Source organism: Kitasatospora sp. NPDC048540 (assembly GCF_040651175.1).
In the GTDB taxonomy this organism is placed as follows: Bacteria; Actinomycetota; Actinomycetes; order Streptomycetales; family Streptomycetaceae; genus Kitasatospora.
The window spans coordinates 1-20892 of record NZ_JBEZIR010000043.1; the positions used below are offsets into that span (position 1 = coordinate 1).

The 20892-nt window shown below is 66.6% G+C and carries 13 protein-coding genes and 2 pseudogenes; 8 read left to right on the forward strand and 7 right to left on the reverse strand.

Going from position 1 to position 20892, the window contains the following annotated elements; all coding sequences use genetic code 11:
- Together AB0D08_RS18645 and AB0D08_RS18650 are read left to right on the forward strand one after the other, a co-directional pair.
- Positions 1-1752: pseudogene (locus tag AB0D08_RS18645) on the forward strand (hypothetical protein); the annotation flags it as partial.
- 836 nt (positions 1753-2588) lie between these two features.
- Positions 2589-3542 carry an FUSC family protein gene (locus AB0D08_RS18650; RefSeq protein WP_033822444.1) on the forward strand — a complete coding sequence of 318 codons (954 nt, stop codon included), beginning with the start codon at positions 2589-2591 and terminating at the stop codon, positions 3540-3542.
- Between the two features lie 1268 nt (positions 3543-4810).
- On the opposite strand, the gene AB0D08_RS18655 is transcribed toward AB0D08_RS18650, so the two are convergent.
- A complete protein-coding gene (locus AB0D08_RS18655; protein ID WP_149038351.1) occupies positions 4811-5110 on the reverse strand; it encodes a hypothetical protein in 300 nt (99 codons plus the stop codon).
- Positions 5111-5483: 373 nt separating this feature from the next.
- A complete protein-coding gene (locus tag AB0D08_RS18660; protein ID WP_149038352.1) occupies positions 5484-5972 on the reverse strand; it encodes a hypothetical protein in 489 nt (162 codons plus the stop codon).
- A gap of 441 nt (positions 5973-6413) precedes the next feature.
- Between AB0D08_RS18660 and AB0D08_RS18665 the strand changes: the two genes are divergently transcribed.
- Positions 6414-8639 (forward strand): glycerol-3-phosphate 1-O-acyltransferase, encoded by a 2226-nt coding sequence (locus AB0D08_RS18665; protein WP_359889977.1) that lies wholly within the window; start codon positions 6414-6416, stop codon positions 8637-8639.
- A gap of 191 nt (positions 8640-8830) precedes the next feature.
- On the opposite strand, the gene AB0D08_RS18670 is transcribed toward AB0D08_RS18665, so the two are convergent.
- Positions 8831-9649 (reverse strand): hypothetical protein, encoded by an 819-nt coding sequence (locus AB0D08_RS18670; protein ID WP_359889980.1) that lies wholly within the window; start codon positions 9647-9649, stop codon positions 8831-8833.
- A gap of 90 nt (positions 9650-9739) precedes the next feature.
- On the opposite strand from AB0D08_RS18670, the gene AB0D08_RS18675 reads away from it, so the two are divergent.
- Entirely contained in the window at positions 9740-10147 is a 408-nt protein-coding gene (locus tag AB0D08_RS18675; RefSeq protein WP_082526804.1) for an integrase core domain-containing protein, read from the forward strand.
- Positions 10148-10336: 189 nt separating this feature from the next.
- Positions 10337-11257: a LysR family transcriptional regulator gene (locus tag AB0D08_RS18680; RefSeq protein ID WP_359889982.1), complete on the forward strand. Its 921-nt coding sequence runs from the start codon at positions 10337-10339 to the stop codon at positions 11255-11257.
- A 484-nt stretch (positions 11258-11741) separates the two neighbouring features.
- Here the strand turns inward: AB0D08_RS18680 and AB0D08_RS18685 are convergent, their stop codons facing one another.
- Complete coding sequence (locus tag AB0D08_RS18685; RefSeq protein ID WP_199520330.1) at positions 11742-13445, reverse strand: S8 family peptidase; 1704 nt, start codon at positions 13443-13445, stop codon at positions 11742-11744.
- Positions 13446-14050: 605 nt separating this feature from the next.
- Between AB0D08_RS18685 and AB0D08_RS18690 the strand changes: the two are divergent.
- Positions 14051-14253: pseudogene (locus AB0D08_RS18690) on the forward strand (transposase); the annotation flags it as partial.
- An 832-nt stretch (positions 14254-15085) separates the two neighbouring features.
- Here the strand turns inward: AB0D08_RS18690 and AB0D08_RS18695 are convergent.
- The 3 genes from AB0D08_RS18695 to AB0D08_RS18705 form a co-directional block, all read right to left on the reverse strand.
- Positions 15086-16642, reverse strand: coding sequence for a hypothetical protein (locus AB0D08_RS18695; protein WP_359889985.1), 1557 nt, complete (start codon positions 16640-16642; stop codon positions 15086-15088).
- A 1019-nt stretch (positions 16643-17661) separates the two neighbouring features.
- Complete coding sequence (locus AB0D08_RS18700) at positions 17662-18099, reverse strand: DoxX family protein (RefSeq protein WP_033820569.1); 438 nt, start codon at positions 18097-18099, stop codon at positions 17662-17664.
- A 158-nt stretch (positions 18100-18257) separates the two neighbouring features.
- Positions 18258-18554 carry a hypothetical protein gene (locus AB0D08_RS18705; RefSeq protein WP_033820570.1) on the reverse strand — a complete coding sequence of 99 codons (297 nt, stop codon included), beginning with the start codon at positions 18552-18554 and terminating at the stop codon, positions 18258-18260.
- Positions 18555-18924: 370 nt separating this feature from the next.
- On the opposite strand from AB0D08_RS18705, the gene AB0D08_RS18710 reads away from it, so the two are divergent.
- Both AB0D08_RS18710 and AB0D08_RS18715 read left to right on the forward strand, forming a co-directional pair.
- Complete coding sequence (locus tag AB0D08_RS18710; protein ID WP_359889988.1) at positions 18925-20394, forward strand: hypothetical protein; 1470 nt, start codon at positions 18925-18927, stop codon at positions 20392-20394.
- 2 nt (positions 20395-20396) lie between these two features.
- Positions 20397-20828, forward strand: coding sequence for a CARDB domain-containing protein (locus AB0D08_RS18715; protein ID WP_359889990.1), 432 nt, complete (start codon positions 20397-20399; stop codon positions 20826-20828).
- Positions 20829-20892 lie beyond the last annotated feature (64 nt).

Sequence of the window (20892 nt, forward strand, 5' to 3'; positions counted from 1 at the left end):
ACCCCCGGCCCCCACACCACCACCCACACCACCCACACCTACGACGCCTACGACCGCCTCACCCACACCACCCTCCACAACGGCACCAACGACCAGGCCCCCACGGTGAAGGACACCACCTACACCATCAACGCCTCCGGAGACGTCACCCACACCACCGTCACCGACAAGGACGGAAACACCACCCAGACCACCCACACCATCGACGACGCCGGACGCCGCACCGCCGTCACCACAGGCGACACGACGACCGACCAGGTATGGGACGCAGCCGGCAACATGACGAAAGACCGGCACAACACAACTATCGAGTACAACCCCGACAACAAGCCCACCACCCTCGCCATCAGCACCCCGGAACAGGCCCAGGTGAGCATCGCCTACTGGGCCGACGGCTCACGCCGCAGCGCCACCACCAAAACCCCCGGAAACGAACAGACCACCACCTTCCACTACACCCCCGCCGGCACCCTCGCCAACGACACCACCGACGGCCTCACCGCCTCCTACCTCACCACCCCCGGCGGCCGCGAACACCGCGCCCTCACCCACAACGGCGCCCCCGTCACCGACAACACCACCGGCACCGGCTACCTCACCACCGACCGCCGCGGCAACACCACCACCCTCGTCAACCACCAGGCCACCACCACCAACACCTACTACTACGACGACTACGGCACCCCCACCGACCACCACGGCACCCCCCAAACCCCCAACCCCCACACCGACCGCGCCCACACCAACCCCCACACCTTCGGCGGCGAATACACCAACACCTGGGACAACACCCAATACACCCCCGCCCGCACCTACACCACCGACGGCCACTGGACCACCAAAGACACCTACCAACTCCACAACCGCTACAACGCCTTCGACGCCGACCCCATCAACTACGTAGACCCCAGCGGCCACATCGCTCTCTCCTACCTGTTCGCCGAGGCACACCAACTCAAGGCCTTCACGGGCGGAGGAAGCGTCAAGGGCAGAGTCGACGCACTGGACAGGGCGGCCGCAAGCGCCAACGCTCCGGGCGACCTCAGTGACATGCCAGAATTCAAGATGGGCAAAAACGGCCGAGTCAAGTACGACATGACCACGGGTGACGCCACCCTGGAGCAGACCAAATATGCCACCCGATTCAATTTTGCACAGCGGAAAATTTTCCACGGAACGAGCGCGAGTAACGCACAAGAAATCAGCCGAACCGGGATGAAAAAGGCCACCCGGGTTGCCATGGGAGAGGGGGCATACTTCACCCCGATGTACGATGCAGCCCTTGGCTACGCCCAGACGTCACGCGGCACCGGGAAAGCAATTATCGAGGGAAGGTACATAGGCAAAAAGCCCGTCCTGAAAGTATGGGGACACTCCTATGCACATGCCAGCGGAAAGCCAGAAGCGACGCGAACCTATAACACCATGAAGATCAACGGTGGAATGGGGATGCCGACCCTGAATGACGAGGCACCCTCCTCCGTGAGGCGGACAGTAAATCCAGACTACAATAAGGATGAAACGCTCAGCCTGACCGGCGGCCAGAGACACACACCCCCATTCATTGAGCAGAATGTATTCGACCAGTCAGGCCTGAGCAAATACGCAGAGGCGAATGGATATGGCGCGGCCTATCATTCTATGAACTACCATGAAAGCGTGCACTCCTGGTCTAAGATTCAGTATCTCCTAATACTCGACCCGAAGGACTTCAAGATGACCGGAGTCAAATACTTGAATTCCGACAAGTGACGCTCCCGAACCCTTCGGCCTGACCTCCCTGGTCAGACCGGAAAAATCCCCGCCCTGCTACCTGACGATTCCTCAATTACGCTAGGTACGCCAGAGCGGGGCCGCCGTGCTCTTCTTGCGGGAACAGACCCCCTCCGGCATCTCGAACCGCCATCAGCCCACGTCAGGGCGGGCGGGAGCCCGCCTCCTGCGCGAACCAGCACTTGGTTCGCCGACATTGCTTGGGCAGCGCAGGAGCAGGCACCGCCGACGCTGGAGACGCTCCCCTCGCGGCGCTCCACATCATCCGCCCGGCCCCCGGCCACTGCTGTCACTGACTGTCGCCGGCGCACTCGGCGTACAGGCCCGCGAGGTAGGACCCAGCCTCGGCCAGAGGGGGGCACTTGCAGCGGCGATTCGATGTTCTCCGATGACGTGGTGCCTTCTACTCCCCGTGACTTGGTCTGCGACATGCCACCTTCGGCGCAATCAAGGGTGGCTGTGCGTTCGGCGGTCACCCTGTGCCTGTTGACCACGGTCGAGGCAGGGAGCCAGGGTGCACCAGTCGCGTGCGACGCTGTCCGGGATGGTGCGGCGGGCCCAGCCTGGGCTGGGACCGCCGTGGCGGGAGACTCTGTCCCGGCCCGAAGGACGACGGCTTGCGTCACGACAGGTCCTGAAGCGTCCGATCGCTGACGGTCCAATCCTCCCAACCCTCAGGTCCGGGACACTTGGACCGGCACCAGGTCCTGCTCACTGCGAACAGCCGGGAACGCGTGCGCGGTCAGGGCAGATCGATGGGTAGTCGCGCTGGAGACATCCTGCGCACCGAGGGACCGACCGCCGCACGGATCGTGGTGACCTCTGCCGTGGCTTGGCAGGTAGCCGAGTGGCTGGGAGCGGACCAGCCGCCGGTCTATGCGGCCGTCGTACCACTCGTCGCCCTGCGCGGCGACCCGGTCACCGCGTTGGCGACCGCCCTTCAACGTGTGCTGGGTGTTATCGCGGGTGTCGCGATCGGCATCATCGTCCTCAACGTCCTGCACCCCTCCACCATCGCACTCGCTCTCGTCGTAGCGTTGGGCCTGGGAACCGGGATGGTCCTCCGCGCCGGCGGCCCGCTGAACGTCCAGGTCGCAGTCTCCTCCCTGCTGGTCTTCGCCAGCACCTCCCCCGACGGCTACGCGGTCCACCGTCTCTGGGAGACCGGAGCGGGAGCAGCCGTCACCATCCTGGTCTCGCCCCTGCTGTGGCCCCCCGACCCGCGCCGTACTCTCACATCGCTGTCCCACGAATCACGTATGCACCTGGTCCAGGGTCTGACCGGGACCGTTGCCGTCCTCGGCACCGACCCCATCACAGCCCGCGCCAACGTCGCCGCCGTCACCGGCCACACCGATGCGATTCATAACTGCGCCGTACGTGCCAACGAGGCCGAACGCACCATACGGTTCAATCCCTTGCGGCGAAGGCACCGCGACGCGGTGGAACGACTGGCCCACGGGATCAAAGCTGCAGGAAGACTCGCACCTCACCTGACGACCCTTGCCGCTGAGGCGGCAGCCTTCACCGGCAGGAAAGACCTCGTTCCCGTCCTCGCCGACGCTCGACGGTACCTGCCTGCGCTGGCCGCCTCCACTACCCAGGTGATCACCGGCGCACTGGGTACGGGCGAGCCAGAGCCCGCCCTATCCAGCGCTCGCGACCTCATCGCCGCATACGTCCGCGTCGATTCCCGCCCTGCCGCGGTCGCCCTGCGTCGCCCTTTCCAACAGATCCTCGACCAGCTCGACCCGCACCATCCGGCCTGACCTACAAACATCCGATAACCGGTCGAACGCGGCGCGGCTACCGGCAAGCGCTGACGCCCCCTCAAGCCCCGCCTGGCACCTGGACCCGCGGCATGGACGCGCACACCCGGTCGAAGCGGCCCGCGCCCTGAGCTGGACGGATCCCGAGAATCCGGGTGACCGGACGGCGGCTATCCGCACCTTCCGTGACGGGCACACCAGGGCCTGGTGCGCCGCCGACAGCCCGCACGAGCACTCCGACTGACCGAAAACTCCTTCGCCTCCACGGCCCGCGGCGCCGGATCGGGCAGAGCTACAAGCAGATCAAGGACGAACTCGCCCGGGCTGATTTCCAGGTTCGCCCAGATATCGCGATCCGCCGCCACCAGACCCTCGTGAACTGCGCGTTCTCTTTCTGTCGGGACGCCTGGTCCGCGGACAAGTCCCCATCGCAGCAACGAGATCAGGCCCATCCGCGCGGTCTGCGCCTGGCTCAACCCCTGGCACACCCTGCAACGCTACTGGCACACCTGGTCCAACACGTCCTCTCCGCCCGAACTCCAGGCCCCCGCCCCCGTTGGCCAGCGGACCAGCCATCGATCTCTACTTGCGGGTCCAACAAACCACCGGTACGTACCGTCGACTGCTGTGGAAGCGTGGCATCAAGCTGGTCATCGCCCGCAACATGAGCCACGGAATCAGGGGCAAAAAAGCCCAGTCCGACCTCGACCCTACGCCGAATGCGAATACCTCCTACATGTGATCTGCCCCGCGAAGCCTCAGTCCCTGTGCCGCCAGTGCACCAGATACCGACGGACCGGCAAATCCACGACGGGACCTTCCGTGCATCGCACTGTCACTCATGCAGCTGACCCGGTGAGCAACGCGGCGCAGCCTAGCAAGAATCAGTGCTGCGGATTTCATGATCTTCATCCTCGCCTCTACGGTTTACGAGTACTGCCAGTACCCAGTACACATTCGTTACGCCGTTTCAGGCCTCCTCCGATCGGCCGGGAGGAGGGATGAAGCTTGTTTCCATGGAGCCCATGCCACCTAGGGCGTCCGGTCTCTTGTAGGGAACTCCGCTGTTGAACGAGTGTTTTCCACCCCTTCGACCACCGATCGGGGGATCCATGATCAGATCAAATTCTTACATCATGTGTCCATGGACGCTGTGATCGTGGGAATAATCCTCATAGTGGCCACCTGCTGCGCAGTGGGCACTGACTACTTCCTTGAACGTTTCGGACAAAGTGGGTCCACCCGGGCACCGGAGACAGATCTGTTTCTCAAGGACCAACGGAACACGGCTGGAGATTGACGACAACGAGTCTGATCTCAAAGACGTTGCCGTTCCGATCTTGAGGGCTGTCGGTCGAACGGGAGTCCCGATCGGGTAACTGCGGCAGCTTCCGTGCATCAAAGTCGCCGACCTGTTCCACCTGTGCGAAGTGCCGCCCGGTGCCCGGCTCCCAGACGAGCAGGAATCCGTCGGCCACCGGCAGGAACGCCGTCAGCAAGGCGCCCGGCGCGCGTGGCAGCGCGATCCGGCGCAGGACCTCGTCACCAGGGCCGGTCGCCTGCAGCACGCAGGTCGTCCACACGGTGCTGTGTCCGGCGCGCGGCCGTGGACGGCGCGCGGCAGTCCCGCGGCGCGCAGAGGGTCGCTTCCCTTCCTCGGCCGACGATGCGGCACGGGGAATCCTGGATCGCCGGTATCGCGGACACGGACGGTATATGACATCACGTCAGAACTTGGGTTGCGCCGCCCATCGTGACGAGCCCCAGGTGCGGCGACCGGAGCGTACCGGTCGCCGTCGAATCGGCTGCGCTCCGCGACTCCGGCCGCCGTCCGGGGTGCGCGTGCTCCACGTCGCCCGGGTGTTCGCCGATCGGCCGGGGCGGATCTGCACCGCCGGATGTGACTCCGCACCGCACCGTGCGGCTGTCACCTGGCGGCAGTTATCGGGCCGGAGGCGGCGGTTCGAGGAACAGGTTGATGAGTTCGGTGGGCACGGGTTGCTGGCCGGGGCCGGGATGCGGCCCGCGCCTGGCCGGACGAGGGTTGCGGCCTGGCGTTTCACCGTTGTAGTCCGTCCGGAGGCCCATCCGGTGGGGCGGCAGGCCGAGCGTTTCGCGCAGAGCCGCCAGGTACTTGTGGACGGTCCGGGCCTGCCGGACGGCCAGGACGAGTTGTTCGCCGTCCATCGCCGCCAGCCGTTCCCGCCCGGAATCGGCGAGCGGCAGGTCGATGCCGCGCAGCAGCTCCTGGGCCTGGTCCCGCAGGTGGGGGGCCTGTTCGGCGAGGCGGCGTCGGCGCAGGGCGGCCTGACGGCAGGCCTGTCCGCAGTACAGGCCCGGCCTGCCGGTACGGGCCCGGCTCGGCAGCCGCCGGTCGCAGCAGGGGCCGGCGCACACGGCGGGCCCCGCCGGTCCATGATGGTCCGTCATCGCCCCACAGTGACAAAATCCGATGTTCGCCACAAGCAGACCCGCTGCAGGGGCCGGTGTCCGGTGGCAGCGACGGCCGCTCATCGCCGTCCACACCGTCGCGGGCGGGGCTCGGCCCGGTGCCGACCGACCCGCCCGGGCGGCATGGTTCCGTCCACCGGCGGCAGCGGTCGCGCGATGGCGTCCGGGGCTGACGCGCATGTGGGAACGGTCACCGACGCAGCGGACCGACCGACGAATATGTAGGGCTCATGGATCCCGATGATGCGGCGATGTGCGTTCGCTCCTGAAATACGCTTCATTCAGTGGCTCGGAATGGAAAACCTGTCTCCTCCGGGCACCTCCGCTCGGAGGTGCGTCGGCAGGCGCTGCCCTCGCCGGAGACCGGAGATGACCGCGGGCGCCGTCTGGGACAGCATGGAGGGATACGGAAGGGGTCCGATGGCGTTCTCGACGCAGGAACCCGCGGAACGGACGCTGCTGCTCGTGGAAGCCGACAGCGACACCGAGCGCGCGCTCGTACACCGCTGGGCGGCCGAGCACGGGCTGGGCACCGCCCGGACCTTCCCCCTGCACGGGGACGACCTCGCACGCGCGCTCGACGACATCGTGCGCGCCGGCACCGCGGCCGACACGACCCTGACGGCGGTGAAGGTGGCATGGCTGCCACGCGAGCGCAACGGCGTGCGCCGGGCACGCTGGAGCGACGCGCTGGCACTCCGCGACCCCCGCCGCCCCCCGCCGATCGAACAGGCACGGATCGCACGCCGCGAACCGGACCGGGCCCAGGTCGTCGTATCGGAGCCCGCGACCGTGGCCGAGCTGCGCGACCGCCTGCCCGACGGCGACGACCTCGGCCGCTTCATCTCCTCCCAGGCCCACCTCGCGCTGCGCCGGGCCGTACGAGCCGTCGTCGGCGCCCGGTACAAGGTGCCGACCCGGATCGTCGAGTCCATCGAGGCCGATCCGGCGTTCAGACGCGAGGTGGCGGCGCTCGCGCAGCGGCTCGACCTCTCCGAACACGAGGTCGCCTCCCGCATCGGCCGCGATCTGCGCGGACTGGTGGCCTCGCTGAGCCCGATGGCCACCGACCTGCTCGCGGGCGTCCTGCGCCCGCTTCACGCACGGGCCTGGGACGTCCAGGTGGACGAGTCCGGCATCGAGCGGCTGCGGGAGCTGAACAAGTCCGGGGCGCTGGTGTTCCTGCCCAGCCACCGCTCCTACGCCGACCCGATGCTGCTCGCCGACGTCCTCACCGAGCGCGACTTCCCCCGCAACCACGTCCTCAGCGGGGAGAACCTGAGGTTCTGGCCGGTCGGCCCGGTGGCGCGGCGCGCAGGCATCGTCTTCATCCGGCGCGTGTTCGGCGACGACGAGGTCTACAAGCTCGCCGTCCGCGAGTACTTCGCGTTTCTGCTGGCCAGAAGGTTCAACCTCGAGTGGTACATGGAAGGCGGCCGGTCGCGCACCGGGAAGCTGCGCGCCCCGCACTACGGGCTGCTCGCCAACGTCGCCGACGCCCTCGAACGCGAACACGTCGCCGACGTCCATCTGGTCCCGGTGTCGATCACCTACGACCAGCTGCGCGAGGTCGCCGCGATGGCCGCCGAGCAGTCCGGCGCGGCGAAGAAGGGCGAGGGCATCGCCTGGCTGGCCCGGTACGCGGCCGCGCAGCTGCGCCAGATCGGCGTCGCGCACGTCCGGTTCGCCGAGCCGATCTCGCTGCGGGACGCGTTGGCCACCGGCCCGGACCGGCGTGCGGCACTACGGCGGGTGGCGGCCGAGGTCGCAGCCGGGATCAACCGGGTCACACCCGTCACGGCCACCGCACTCGTCGCGCTCGTACTGCTGGGCGTCCGCGACCGGGCGCTGACACTGGGACAGGTGCAACGCGTGCTCGCGCCCGTCCTCGACCACCTCGACGAACGCGCGCTGCCCCACTCGGACGAGTCCCTGCGCACCCCGGCCGGGATGCGGGGCGTGCTCGCGGCGCTCACCGCGGAGAACGTCGTCACCACCTACTCCGGTGGAACGGAACCCGTGTACGCCATCGAACCCGGCCATCACCTCGTCGCCGCCTTCTACCGCAACTCCGCCGTGCACCACTTCGTCGACCGAGCCCTCGCCGAGCTGCTCGTGCTCGTCCCGGACGAGGAACGCGAGACGGAGCTGGCCGAACTGCGGGAGCTGCTCGGCGGCGAGTTCTTCCTGCCCGACCTCGCGACCCACCGCGCAGGCCTGGACACCGAGCTCGCCCGGCTCGGACCGGGCACCGGGCCCGACGTGCTCCGCCGGGCGCCGTTCCTCATGGCCCACCGCGTGCTCCGGTCATTCGTCGACGCCCAGCTGGTCGTCGCGGAACGGCTCGCCGCCCGCAACCCGCGCACGCCCGTCGTCGAGAAGGAATTCCTCGACGAATGCGGCGGGGTCGGCCAGCAGATGCTGCTGCAGGCCCGGCTGCACGGGCCCGAGTCGCTGTCCCGGGAGCTGTTCGCGGGGGCACTGAGGCTCGCACGGCAGCTGGACCTCGTCGATGCGGGCCGTGAGGAGCTCGGCGTCCGCCGCGAGGAGTTCGCCGAACGGATCCGAGCGCTGGTGCGGCGGGTGATCGCCGTCGACGACGTGGACGCCGAGAACCGACGGGACATCGTCGACGACCCGCAGTGAACGGACCGCAACGGCCCCCTCGCCCGCGTCTCCCCGGCCCGTTCCGCTGGTGGCCGCCGATCATCGCGTTCCTCCTCCCGCGGTCGCCGACGGACCGACCGGTGGAACGCATCCTCCGGGAAGTCAACACCGGCCGGCCGAGGCGCCGACTCGCCGCTCGAGGTCGAGCACGTCCACCAGCACCCGATCAATTAATTCTGCGCCCTTCTCCGACCCAACAGGTAAGCGGATCTCAAGTGCTCATCCTTCAAGATATTCTTCCGTACGGCGGGATCCTGGGACTTGCAGTACTTGTAGAATGTCTTCGGCCCCTTGGACATGAGGACGCTTGTGGCGCAGCGCAACTCCCACCAATTCTCGATGGCCTTGCTGCTTCCGAGGATGAACGCCCGGGTCTGCTCGCCGATTCCCTGCCAGTACCGATACGCCTCGTCGGAATCCTCATTGATCAGTCTGCGCATCATTCGCTTCGCATCCGCTGCGGAGAGAAGGACTTGAGGATCGGTATCCGTCGGCACATCATAGGTTGTGCCGTGTACGCCTTCGCTCGGCGCTCGACAGGCGACTATGTGCAGAACGTCGTAGTGACTGAGCTGCACGCCGATGCTACTGTCCGGGTCGAGGATCCCGCCGCAGGAGTGGCGGGATCCATCCCGGCAGTTCTCGGGCGACTCGCAGAATCGCGTATCTGAAAAACCGCTGGTGCTCAGCCAGAGGATCGGGTATGCACTGCCGCCGTCCTGCGCCACGACGGACTCCACGGAAATTTCCAGGTCCGTCATGCCACTGAAAGTGTAGTTCGGGATGAAGACCGGCGCACCGCCAGGATCACGCGAGAACTCATCATATCCGGTCTCGGGTTGGATCTGCAGGACCCTCATGCCTGCGTCTTCGGCGAGGAAGGTCCCCGCTCGGGCGTGGAACACCACCCTTTTCCCTTCCGGAAGCAGCACCTCCTCCGCATCGGATGACTCCAGCCATGCCTGGGCACTCAGATAAATACTCGACATCGAACAGCCTCATAGTCGTCGCCGAACCTAGGGCCATCGAAGTTCGGTCGCAGCATTTCGACAAGGCCCGATAGTGCACAGTGAGAGGCAGTGAACCGTTCCGACTTCTCTCGGGTCGGCTCGTGCTTCGACAACGCCGCCGCGCAGGCCTCCATCTCACTGCTCAAGGTCGAGCACGTCCGCCGGCACCGGTTCGCCACGCGCACCGCGGCCCGCATCAAGATCGCCACCTGGATCGCCGACTTCGGCAACACCAGGCGCAGGCACACCCGAGCCGACGGACTCCCACCGACCGAGTTCGAACGCATCATCCGACAGTGCCGACAACCGCCGTCCACCAGGACGAGACCGCACAGAGAGGACTTCACGAAACGAGGGGATGGACACTTGCTGCCGACCAGGAGACCGCCTGACTCCAGGTCACGTGGGCTGACCTGCTGGGAACGGGCGGCGCTCCGCCCTGGTGCTGCGGCCCGCCCCGAGCGGGGCCGCCCGTGAACTCGCCCTCCTACGCTCACCACAGGTCGGCGGCGCGGCCTCCTCCGGCCGGGCGACGGCCGCTTCGGCGGCGGCGACGGAATTCGGCGGGAGCAGGCCGGTGGTGGGTACTCGCGGCCCCGCGTCGCCAAGCCGGTAACCTCAACTGCCAACAGCCATCGCATGATCTCTACTTCTATAGTTACTGTCATGCAATTGGATTTGAATCTGCTCACCGCCCTGGACGCGCTGTTGGAAGAGGGCAGCGTGGCCGGAGCCGCGGACCGGCTTCACGTCACCGCGCCGGCGATGAGCCGCTCGCTGGGCCGTATCCGCAGAGCCACCGGCGACCAGATCCTGGTCCGCACCGGACGCCATATGACGCCCACGCCCCGCGCACTGACCATGCGCACCGAGGTCCATGCCCTGGTGCAGCAGGCTCACCAGTTGCTGTCCGCCCGTACGGATCTCGACCTGGAGGGCCTGGAGCGGGTGTTCACCGTCCGCCTGCACGACGCCCTCACCACCGCCTGCGGAACCGCCCTCGTCGCCGCGGTGCACCGCCAGGCCCCGGGGGTGAAGATACGTCTGACGGTCGAGCCCGGCCACGACACCCCCGAGCTGCGTCGCGGTGAGGTCGATGTCGCCTCCAGCGCAGGACCGTCGCCTCAGCCCGACATCCATCACCGCCTCATCGGCCAGGACAGGATCATCCTCGCCGTCCGGGCGGGCCATCCGCTCACCGAAGGACCGGTGACCGTCGAGCGGTACACGGCGGCCGACCACGTGACCGTCTCCCGCCGTGGAAGCCTGCGCGACCGGGTCGACGATGTCGTCGCCGCCCTCGGCCACGAGCGCCGTGTCACCGTCTCCGCCCCCGCGACGGACACCGCCCTGCAACTCGCCCGTGACGCCGACGTCGTGGTCACCCTCCCCGACGCGGTCACCCGCTCCGCCCGAGAGCAGCTGGGCCTGACCACCCTGCCGCTGCCGTTCGACCTGCCGCCCGTACCCCTCTATCTGCTCTGGCACAAGCGTTACGACGACGACCCCGCCCACGCCTGGCTGCTCAACCTGGCGACCCAGACCCTGCAGGACCTGTTCACCACTGCGGAGGCCTCCGGCCGGTAGCGTTCCGTCGCAGCAGTGGACCCGACCGTGCCGGATGCCGACCGGTACGGCCCGGCGCGGTCGAGGCTCTGCTCACCGACGAACTCGACTCGACTTCTCCGCACCACCGGCGGACGCGACGAACGACCTGGTGCCCGCGCTGTCCCGCGAGCGCCAGGTCGTCCTGCCCTTCAAGAGCTTGGTCGTTCTCGAAGAATCAGCCGGTGGCCGTCTCGCCTTCGGATGACAGGACGGGCTCCGGGCACCCACTCCCCGGGTCAGCCGGTCCCGGCCGGGTCGATGGGGCCGTCGTGTGCGGAGATGCCGGGTTTATGTTCAGTGGTGGCCGGTGATGGGTGGGTACAGGTTGAAGCTCCGTCGGGTGAGCGATCTGGGAGGTCGTTCACTCTGACGGAGCTTGGGTTGGTGCGGTGGCAGCCGGTGGTCTGGCCGGAGTTTTTTTACGGGATCGTTTCGGTTCTTTCCGGGTTGTGGCTTTGTTGTTCTACCAGGTCATTTGTCCTGTGTAGGCGCCGGTTCCAGTGTAGTAGGTGACGTCTACGTAGAGCGTTACATTGGCTGATCCGTTGTTCGTGTAGGTGACACTGTCCGTCTGGCCGGTCGCCTTCTCGCTGGACGCCAGCAGGGTCCCGCTGCTGTTTTTCAGGTAGAGGTCGAAGTCGGCAGTCGAGTTGGGGGTCATGGTGGCGGTCAGGGTCTTTCCTGCGGGGAGGGACACCTTGTAGTAGTCGAGGGTGTCGCTGGAGTTCATGGTGCCGGCGATCTTCGAGGGGGATGCCACACTGTTTGCCGTAGCTATGCTGTTGTTCGATTCGGTTTCATTGACGGTGGGAAGCTGGCCCGGGGCGCTGGCGGCGAGTGCTTTGGTGGCGTCGGCGATGCCTGTGCCGCATTGGCTGCAGGTGGCGGGGAATGCCCGGGCACTGGCTTTGATGGCCGCTTCGATCTGGTCGGGGGTGAGGCTGGGGTTCGCCGATTTGAGCAGGGCGGCGACGCCGGCGACGTGCGCGGAGGCATTGCTGGTGCCCTGGTAGTAGCCGTAGTTCGAGGCGCCGGGTGCCGTGGTGCCGGCGTTCAGCGTGGAGAAGATCCCGTTGCTGTTGCTGCTGCGGATGTCGCCGCCGGGGGCGGCGACGTCGACCACGGCTCCGTAGTTGGAGTAGTAGGCTCTGGCTCCGCCGCGGTCGGTAGCGGCGACGTTGATAACGCCGGAGCAGTTGCCAGGTGAGGAGTTCGCCGCGTTCTGGTTTTCGTTGCCGGCTGCGGTGACGACCGTGGCGCCGCGGCTGCGGGCGGCATTGATGGCGTTCTGCGTGGTCGTGTCGCAGGCACCGCCGCTGGAGAGGCTCAGTTCGATGATATTGGCGGGGTTGGGGTTGGCGGGCGCGCCGGAGACGGTGCCGCCGGAGGCCCAGATGATGCCGTCGGCGATGTCGGACGTCATGCCGCCGCACTTGCCGAGCACCCGCACGGGGAGGATCTTGGCGCCGTAGGCGACGCCTGCGATACCCGTGCCGTTGTTGGCGGCTGCGGCGATGGTGCCGGCTATATGCGTGCCGTGCCAGGACGAGTTCTCAGCGGGCTTGCCCGTGCCGCACTGGCCGGCGGTGACCCAGTCGCCCGGGTCGTGGGCGTCGGCGTCGCGGCCGTTGCCGTCTCCCGCAACGGTGGTGTCGGAGATGAAGTCGTAACCGGGAAGGATGTTAGCGGCGAGGTCCGGGTGGGTGGCGGTGGTGGCGGTGTAGCCGGTGTCGATGACGGCGACGGTAACGCCGGCGCCGGCGCCGGTGTTCCAGGCGGTGGGCGCGTTGATGCCGCCGGTGCTCTCGAACAGGTCCCACTGCAGGTTGTAGGAGGGGTCGGTGGGGACGGCCTGCGGTGTGAAGCGGCGGTCAGGCTCCACGTAGGCGACCCGCGGGTCGGCCTTGTACTTGGCGACGACATCGGCGACATCGGCGCTGGTGAGGCCCTTGCCGAGGCCGACGAGGGCGGCCCCGTCTGCGAAACGGTGCTGGAAGTCCACGCTCTTGCCGGCCGCCCTGCCCTTTGCGGTGGCGTCGGTCTTGGCGGCTGCGTCGGACCCGGCCTCGGCGGTGTTGGACTTGTAACCGACGATCAGGCCCTCGGCGGGGACCCCCGGGGCGGCCTCGGTGCCCGCCGACGAGCCCGCGGAGGCGTCCTGGGCCATGGCGGCCGAAGGAAGCACGGAGAGGGCCCCACACGCGAGGGCAACGACACTGATAACGGCCACCGAGGTACGGGATCTGCGGCCGTGACGGGAATACCATCTTTGTGCCGACCCGCCAGGAGGACTGCCGTCCCGGACCGCTCCCTCGGAACTGTCCCGGCCGCCGGCCGGTTGCATCGATTTCCCACTGAAGTGCATCGGAGTTCTCCGTTCACATAACCCGCGGCCGGCAGGCCGCAGGATGTCGGGAGCAATAGGGAGTCTGAAATCTGGCCTTACCCGCAGGCCGGCCAGCTTTCAGCCGATCCGCCTCTGGACGACTCCGGAAAGCGATTGGACCATCACTGTAGGCCAGGCTCCGAGCAGGCCCTGTGGGGCGGCTCACACTCACCATGCACTACCGGCCCTACTCGCACCTCGAACCATCACTAAAAAATCCATGAGCAGGAAAACAAACCAACAGGGAAAACGAAAGGAGCAGTCACATGCCCGACAGTTCGCCCGATGGTGAAATAAATCCCACTGCATCTTCGAATCCGCAGTGATTGAAGCCCTTTCGGCCGCTGCCAGCCAGCGGAGACAGAGCCTGTCTGATAATTGATCTTGTGGCAGGTCGAGATGAGCTGACGGACGCGGCGTGGGAGCGGATAGCCCCTCTGTTGCCACAGGTGGACGGGCGTGGCTGTCCCTGACGTGACCATCGGCAGGTGGTCAACGGTATGCTGTGGCGGCTGCGGACGGTGCGTCGTGGCGTCACCTGCACGAGCATTACGGCCCCTGGCAGACCGTCTACGAGCGCTTCGCCCGCGGGGCATGGCATTGCATGACCGAGAAGTGAGCTCTTTCAGCTGCGGCTCGGGAGGGTGATGCCGTGTCTACCATTGACGGCCACCCGATCAGCAGGATTACGGTCCGGCGTGCCGGCCGCTGGATGGCGTCCCATGGAGTGGCGCAGCAGGGATCTTGGAGTAACCCCTGGCCATGGGGCAGCCATCGCGCAACTCTCTGAGCAGAAAGGCGAGTTCACTCGGGAGGTACGCGATGGCCTTATCCCAGTCTGACTTACTCCGCCTCATGGAGTCACTGCTTTCGGCGGACGGAATCGAGTTGATCGAGGAACTCCCCTCCACTTCATGACTGTTGGCGCAAGACCACTACACCACGTCAAGGGACACGACCCATCCGCCGAGCGTAGAGGACCCTTCGGAGCCTGATCCACAGAGATCTCAAAACGCGGTCTCAGAGCCGCGGACGGGGGTCTGTGCCCCACCAGGAGTTTGCCACACCGGTGCCCTGCGGTATTCACCCCCTGCGCCACAACACGTGCCGCGCGGTCACAGATGAGTCGGAGCGGCTTCGCCGAACCACCTACGAAGCGGGAGCAGTGCAGCGGCGGCCATGGACCCGGACCGGTGGGTGTGGCTGCCAGGGGTCGGTTGTGCGGCGGCTTGACATGAAGCCAGGCCCATGGCAGAAGATCGGCCGGCAAGTCCACAACGTCAGAACTGTAACATCTGCATGCATTCCTGCGTGGGGGATGAGACGAAGACGAATGTCGGACAAGGGCCTCGCCGACCGACGGTGATCTCACGTATCGCGTGATTACTTCTATTCCATCGCCGCGCCGGTCAATTGCCGTTTCAGCCGTTGCTTCCGGCTTGTTCTTCCATCCACTGCCGGCGGAGTTCCTCTCGAGTTTCGGCGAAGGAATCCCATGCCGCCTGCGTGTCACCCGAAAGGCTGCTTCTCAGAGCTTCCATGGCGGACACAAGCTGCTCGCTGGCATTGTTGAAACAATCCGCGAGGGTGGCATCGAGCGCTGCCCAGTCAAAATCTGGCCGCCCCAGCACATCGTCCAAAATAATCGGCCTGAGCGGTTCCCCGTCGGCTTCCATCCGGTCCCCGTCACCTGCGGCTGCGGCTGCGGCTGGATGGTTTCCCGCCCAGGCCTCGACCCAGCTGAAAATCCACTGCGCGTAGCCCTCCGGAAGGGACGTCAGTTGCCTGAGGAAATCGGCCGAATTCCTCGCGGCTGATTTGTCGATGGCCGTCCAGAGGTAGCCTACATTGCCACTGCATTGCATGGCGTGTTCCAAAAGAACCTGGTCGACGGTTGGCGTGTAGCCGCTGTGCCCGCTCGCGAAGGTGAAGATCTCCGAGTCGAGCACACCATCCGCTTCGTATTCCCTTCCGTCATCACCTCGCAGGTGGAATACATTGTCCGGCGAGAGCCACTTTCCGATGATGGTCCAGAGATGGAGATTTGCTTTCGCCACCCCGGAGTTCGGGATGTTCCGTCCGATACTTCCGTTTAGATAGTACCAGAATGCATCGCGCCAATCCTGGGATGGCAGTGAGTCAGCGAGCGTTGCGGGCATGGGAACGTCGGGATCCCAGATGACGCGGGGAATCATTTGCCAGGCTTTTTTGGGCGTGGTCCATTGAATGGGATTCTCGACCGCTTCGAAAAATTTGGAATGGACCGTTACGAGGTCGTGCCTCCTCCCGCCGAATCCGTCTAGCGGAGCCTTCGTTCCGCTGGGCAGATTCTCGAATTCATCTGCTCCTAGGGCGCTGAATGCACGCTTTCCCAATGTTTGATGAAAATTCCAGAGTGACGGCTCGTGGCGGGTGTCATTCTCCTTGAACGTATAATTTTTGCTGCTGCCGTCCCAGTCGAGTTCCTTATCCTGGTCACTGTCATGGGGAGACTCATTGCCGAGCGGCAGCGTCGAACCGCCCCTTCGCCCCAACCTGCAGTTGATCAAGTGCAGTGATTCAATTCCCTCTTCTTCTTCGACGATTCTCTGGACTAGCTTCGACAGCTTATAGTCCTCTTCGACGATGCCCTTCACTCCCACTATTGCCTTGGTGTGCTTATTGTAGGCTTTCTCGATAATGTCGGTGCCAAGTATGTACAGCTTTCCACGGAGCTGACTGCTGGTGGCTACCGCGAGGTGCTGAGCAAGTTCATCTCCATTGAATGAGGTGAGGCCGATTTCCGTAGCTTCTTGACCCTTTTTTACTTCTTGGGTGCAGCCGACTGCCAGCATTCCTCCGGTGGACAGAACGGCAAGCCCATTCCCCCGCTTGGTCACTCTCCCCGATTCTGCATAAAAATACAAGTCGCACGGGGCTATGAACTTCTCACCGCGGTAACTCTCCCGTCCGTGGCAGACAATGTAGCCCGAGGCCATGGCCCCTCCATTCATTAAGACGGATATGCAATCGATGATCAACGTTCGTGTGGGGTGCTGAAGACCTATGCTCGCGAGAGTCGGGCGGTCGACTCGCGCCCATCAGGCCAGACCTTTGGGGGCATCGGGTGTCCTTTTGGGCAACGGCGGCCCGGTTGCCCCGGCACTGACGGGGCGAGACGTGTCGCCGCAGGATACTGACCTGGCGCGACAGAGCCCCTCGGCGGTGTCGTGATGGTCGCACTTGCCGCGACACCGCCGAGTGCGTTCTATCGCGCCACGATCCTGCGCTGCCCCGCGGTGCGGGAGGCAGTCGAGCGCGCCTCGTAGTCGACCTGCACTTGAGGGTGTTCACCCGGATCGCGATGGAAGGGGGATCGGCGGACTACGCACGAGCGTGCACAGGTTCATGAGCGACTTTGCCTGGCTCGGAAATTCGCTCTTGCGGGGACTTGGTACAGCTCATTTCGCTGATTAGCCGCTTCGGCCTTTCCGCTGGAAATCTGACCTGGCAGCGGCGCGGACATAGTAGGAGGGGCTTGAGGGTTTCAGCTCCGAGCCGGATCTCTTCGAGGATGAGAGGTAGTTTGTCGAGGCGGTTGGGCGCTACGCGCCGGATGACGAGAAGCGCGGCGGCTTGGGACAAGTGGAGGGTTGCGCGTTCGCCGGGTCGGGGAGTTCGGGCGCCGATTTGCTCGTCCCAGGAACCCCAGCCGACCCACGCCACCGGCGGCTGCGCAGCACCGGTCTAGCTCACCGGCACAGCACCACCACCGACGCGGAAACCGGCGAGGTCCTGCGGCACTACACCACGGCGACCGCCGGCCCACCCCGACGCCCGTCAGCGGGATACCACTCCTCGAAGTCGCTGTCCGTGAACAGCCTTTCCAGATGATCCCGTACCCACATCGTCGCCGTGCCCCGAAGGGCGGGGTGGCACCGGGCCCGCAGGACCCGCCGGTGTCGGATGGCACGATGTCAACCCCGCCTGCGTCGCCCGTTCTCGGCCGGCCGTGGCCTCAGGCCGCGGCCGCGGCGGAGCCGGCAGTCCGGTGCCGGACCGCCGGCCCGAGGGCCAGGCCGCCCGGTCCGGTGATCGCGATCAGCAGGAAGGCCCAGCAGAACATCGCCGCGGGCTCGCCACCGTTCTGGATCGGCCACAGGCCGTGCTCCTGGTGGACACTGAAGTAGGCGTAGGCCATCGAGCCCGAGCAGAGCAGCGCGGCGGGACGGACCACCAGTCCGAGCAGGACCAGGGCTCCCGCGGCCAGCTGGATCACGGCGGCCCACCAGCCGGGCCACTGCCCGACCTCAGGCGTCCTGCCGTGCGCCCCTCCGAGGACGCCGAAGAGGGTCGCGGCACCGTGGCATGCGAAGAGGACGGAGACCACGATGCGGAACAATCCCTGAACGACGGGGCGGCCGCGTTCGAGGTACGGCGAGAGGTCTGCGGACACTGGAACTCCTTTGGTGAGGACGAGGAGATCGGGCAGGCGCCCGAAGCGGTCGCAGGATGACCGCCGAGCCGGCCACACGCTTCGCCACGAGGCCGGATTTGACACCCGTTCATCAAGAGTGACCCCGTGTCATGTTCCTGGCCAGATCCGTGAACCTCTCAATTTCTTCTGCTTGGGTGTGGTGGCCAGCGGGGGCCGGTGACGAGGTACCGGCTCGTGCTGTCGGTCATACCCGCCAGGGTCACCTTGCTGGCCGTCGAGTCGCTCGGGCCGGCCAGCGGGCTGACCGACGCCCACGTCCCGTTGGTGTCGATGGTGCGGGTGGTGCGGGTGGTGCGGTAGAGCTTGCCATGACCGGTCCCGACGGCGCTGGCGTGGCTGGTGTTGTTCGGCATGCCCGTCAGCGCGATGCTCGAGGCGTTGACGTCGAGGCTGCTCCAGCCGCCCGGTGCCACCCAGCAGCCACTTCCGTGATCACCGCACGTACCCGACAGACACCACCGGCACCAGGCCGCCACACCCGAACGGGCGGGCGGACACCCGGCCCCCGGCCCGAGCCCCGCCGGAAGCCCGGCAGGCCATGATGCAGAAACCCCCCAGGCCGGGACGCTGGTGTCCTTACCAGTTCTTTGACGCTGGGCGTCGTGCGGATGGTCGCCAGTGCCGTAAAGGGCTCCCGCCGGGGCGATGCCTCCAGCCTGTTCGGGAGGCCCCGATGGACCTGCAATCACGCACCCCCGCCCACCGGAGACAACAGCCCCGCCGCCGAAGAGTCGCAGGCTCCGCGCGGCAGGGCGGCGCTCCACGGCTGCACTCCTCGGCGGCGTGGTACTGCCGGCGGCAAGCTTCATCGCGCTCACTGCGCTGCCCGCACACGCCGACACCTCGGCCCCCTACCAGTCATCCCCGGCCACCGACGGATCCGGATCCATCTCGGTCCTGTGCACCTACAGCTACACCGGAGCCGAGGCGGCCTTCACCGTCCCTTCCGGCATCCGATCCGTCAACGTCACCGCCACTGGCACGGCCGGCGAGAGTGGCCATGCTGCCGGCAACGTCCTCGGGGGCGGTGGCGGAGCAGGTGACACGGTGGCCGCTACCCTGGCCGTACAGCCGCAGCAGGTGCTCTACATCGAGGTCGACCACAACGGCGGGGCTGGCGGGCCCGGCGTGTACAACGGGGCCGCGGGAAGCGGAGGCGGCTCCAGCACCGTGCAGAGCTGCAGCATCAACGATCCGGCATGCACCAACTCGATCACCGGAGGCACAGGCGACCCACGAATAGTGGTCGCTGCCGGTGGTGGCGGTGGTGGCGGCGGCAATCCGTCAGAGACCGGCGGCGTTGGCGGCGGCGCCAACCACGGTGCAGCCGGTCCAGGCGGCACAGGTGTCTACGCCTCCGGTGCTGCGGGCGGGACCAGCATCGCAATGGCCTCTGACGCGCCCACCGGCGTGCATTACAGTGGAATTCATTTCTACGGAGGGTTCGGCGGAGGACTGAGTGGCGGTGGGGGAAGCTCCACCACGCTGGGCGCCAGAGGCGCCAGTGGAGGCAGAACCTCACAGGGAGACGGCCTTGGCGGCCCCGGTGGCGCTGGCTCGCTTGCCGGAGACGGGGCTCCCTCGGGCCAAACCGGCGCAGCCGGCAGCGTCGTCACCGGTGGCAGAGGCGGTGACGGGTCCGTCGCCACCGTCGGCGGTTACGGCGGTGCTGGGGGAGGGGGCGGCGGAGGGTCAAGAAACGATTCGGGCGCCGCAGGCGGCGCAGCGGGTGCCAACTTGGTCCCCGCGGGTGGTTCTGCGAGCGCGGCAACGACGGGTCAAGAGGTCATCATCGGCTATACCTTGACGCCGGCCGCCATCTCCAGCGCCGACAACAACAGCAGCAGTTCGGCGTTCACCGTCGGCACTGCGGGAGCGTTTACCGTCACGGCCACCGGCGCGCCCAGCCCGGCTCTGAAGGCGTCCGGTCTGCCGCCGTGGGCGTCGTTCGCCGACAACGGCGACGGTACCGCGACGCTGTCCGGCACCCCCACCGGCGCGGGCACGAGCACACTCACCATCACCGCGACCAACGGTGTCGGTGACCCGGTCACCCAGGCCTTCACCCTCACCGTCGACAAGATCGCGACCACGACCTCGGTGACCGCCACCCCGAACCCGGCGACCACGGACCAGCAGATCACCCTGAACGCCACCGTCGCCAACAACCCCGCCGCAGGGCCGGTGCCGCAACCTTCACCGCCCGCGCCACCGACACCGGCGGCGCCTACGCCGAACGCACCTTCACCCTGACGGTGACCGACAACAAGACCGACCTGAAGGTCACCGCCACCGGCCCCACCGGCACCCTCACCCGCGGACAGACCGTCACCTACACCGTCACCGTCACCAACACCGGCCCCGCCAAAGCCACCGCAGTCCAGGTCGGCGCGGCGTTCACCGGCCTGAACACCACGGGCGTCACCTACAACCCCACCGCGGGCCGCACCGACGGCACCCGCACCATCCCCGTCCTCGGCTCGTCCCTGAACGGCACCTGGTGGACCCTGCCCACCGCGATGAACGCCGGCGAGACCCGTACCTTCACCATCACCGGCACCATCGCCACCACCATGAAGGGCAAAGCACCCACCGTCCTCGCCGGCGCCTCCACCACCACCCCCGAAACCAACCTCCTGGCCTACCTCAACAACACCGGCCGCTGGACCGGCACCAAAGTCCAATAACCCCCCGACCACCCACCTGCCTCGCCTCCTTCGGGACGGACCACCGCCCCGCAGGAGGCAAGTG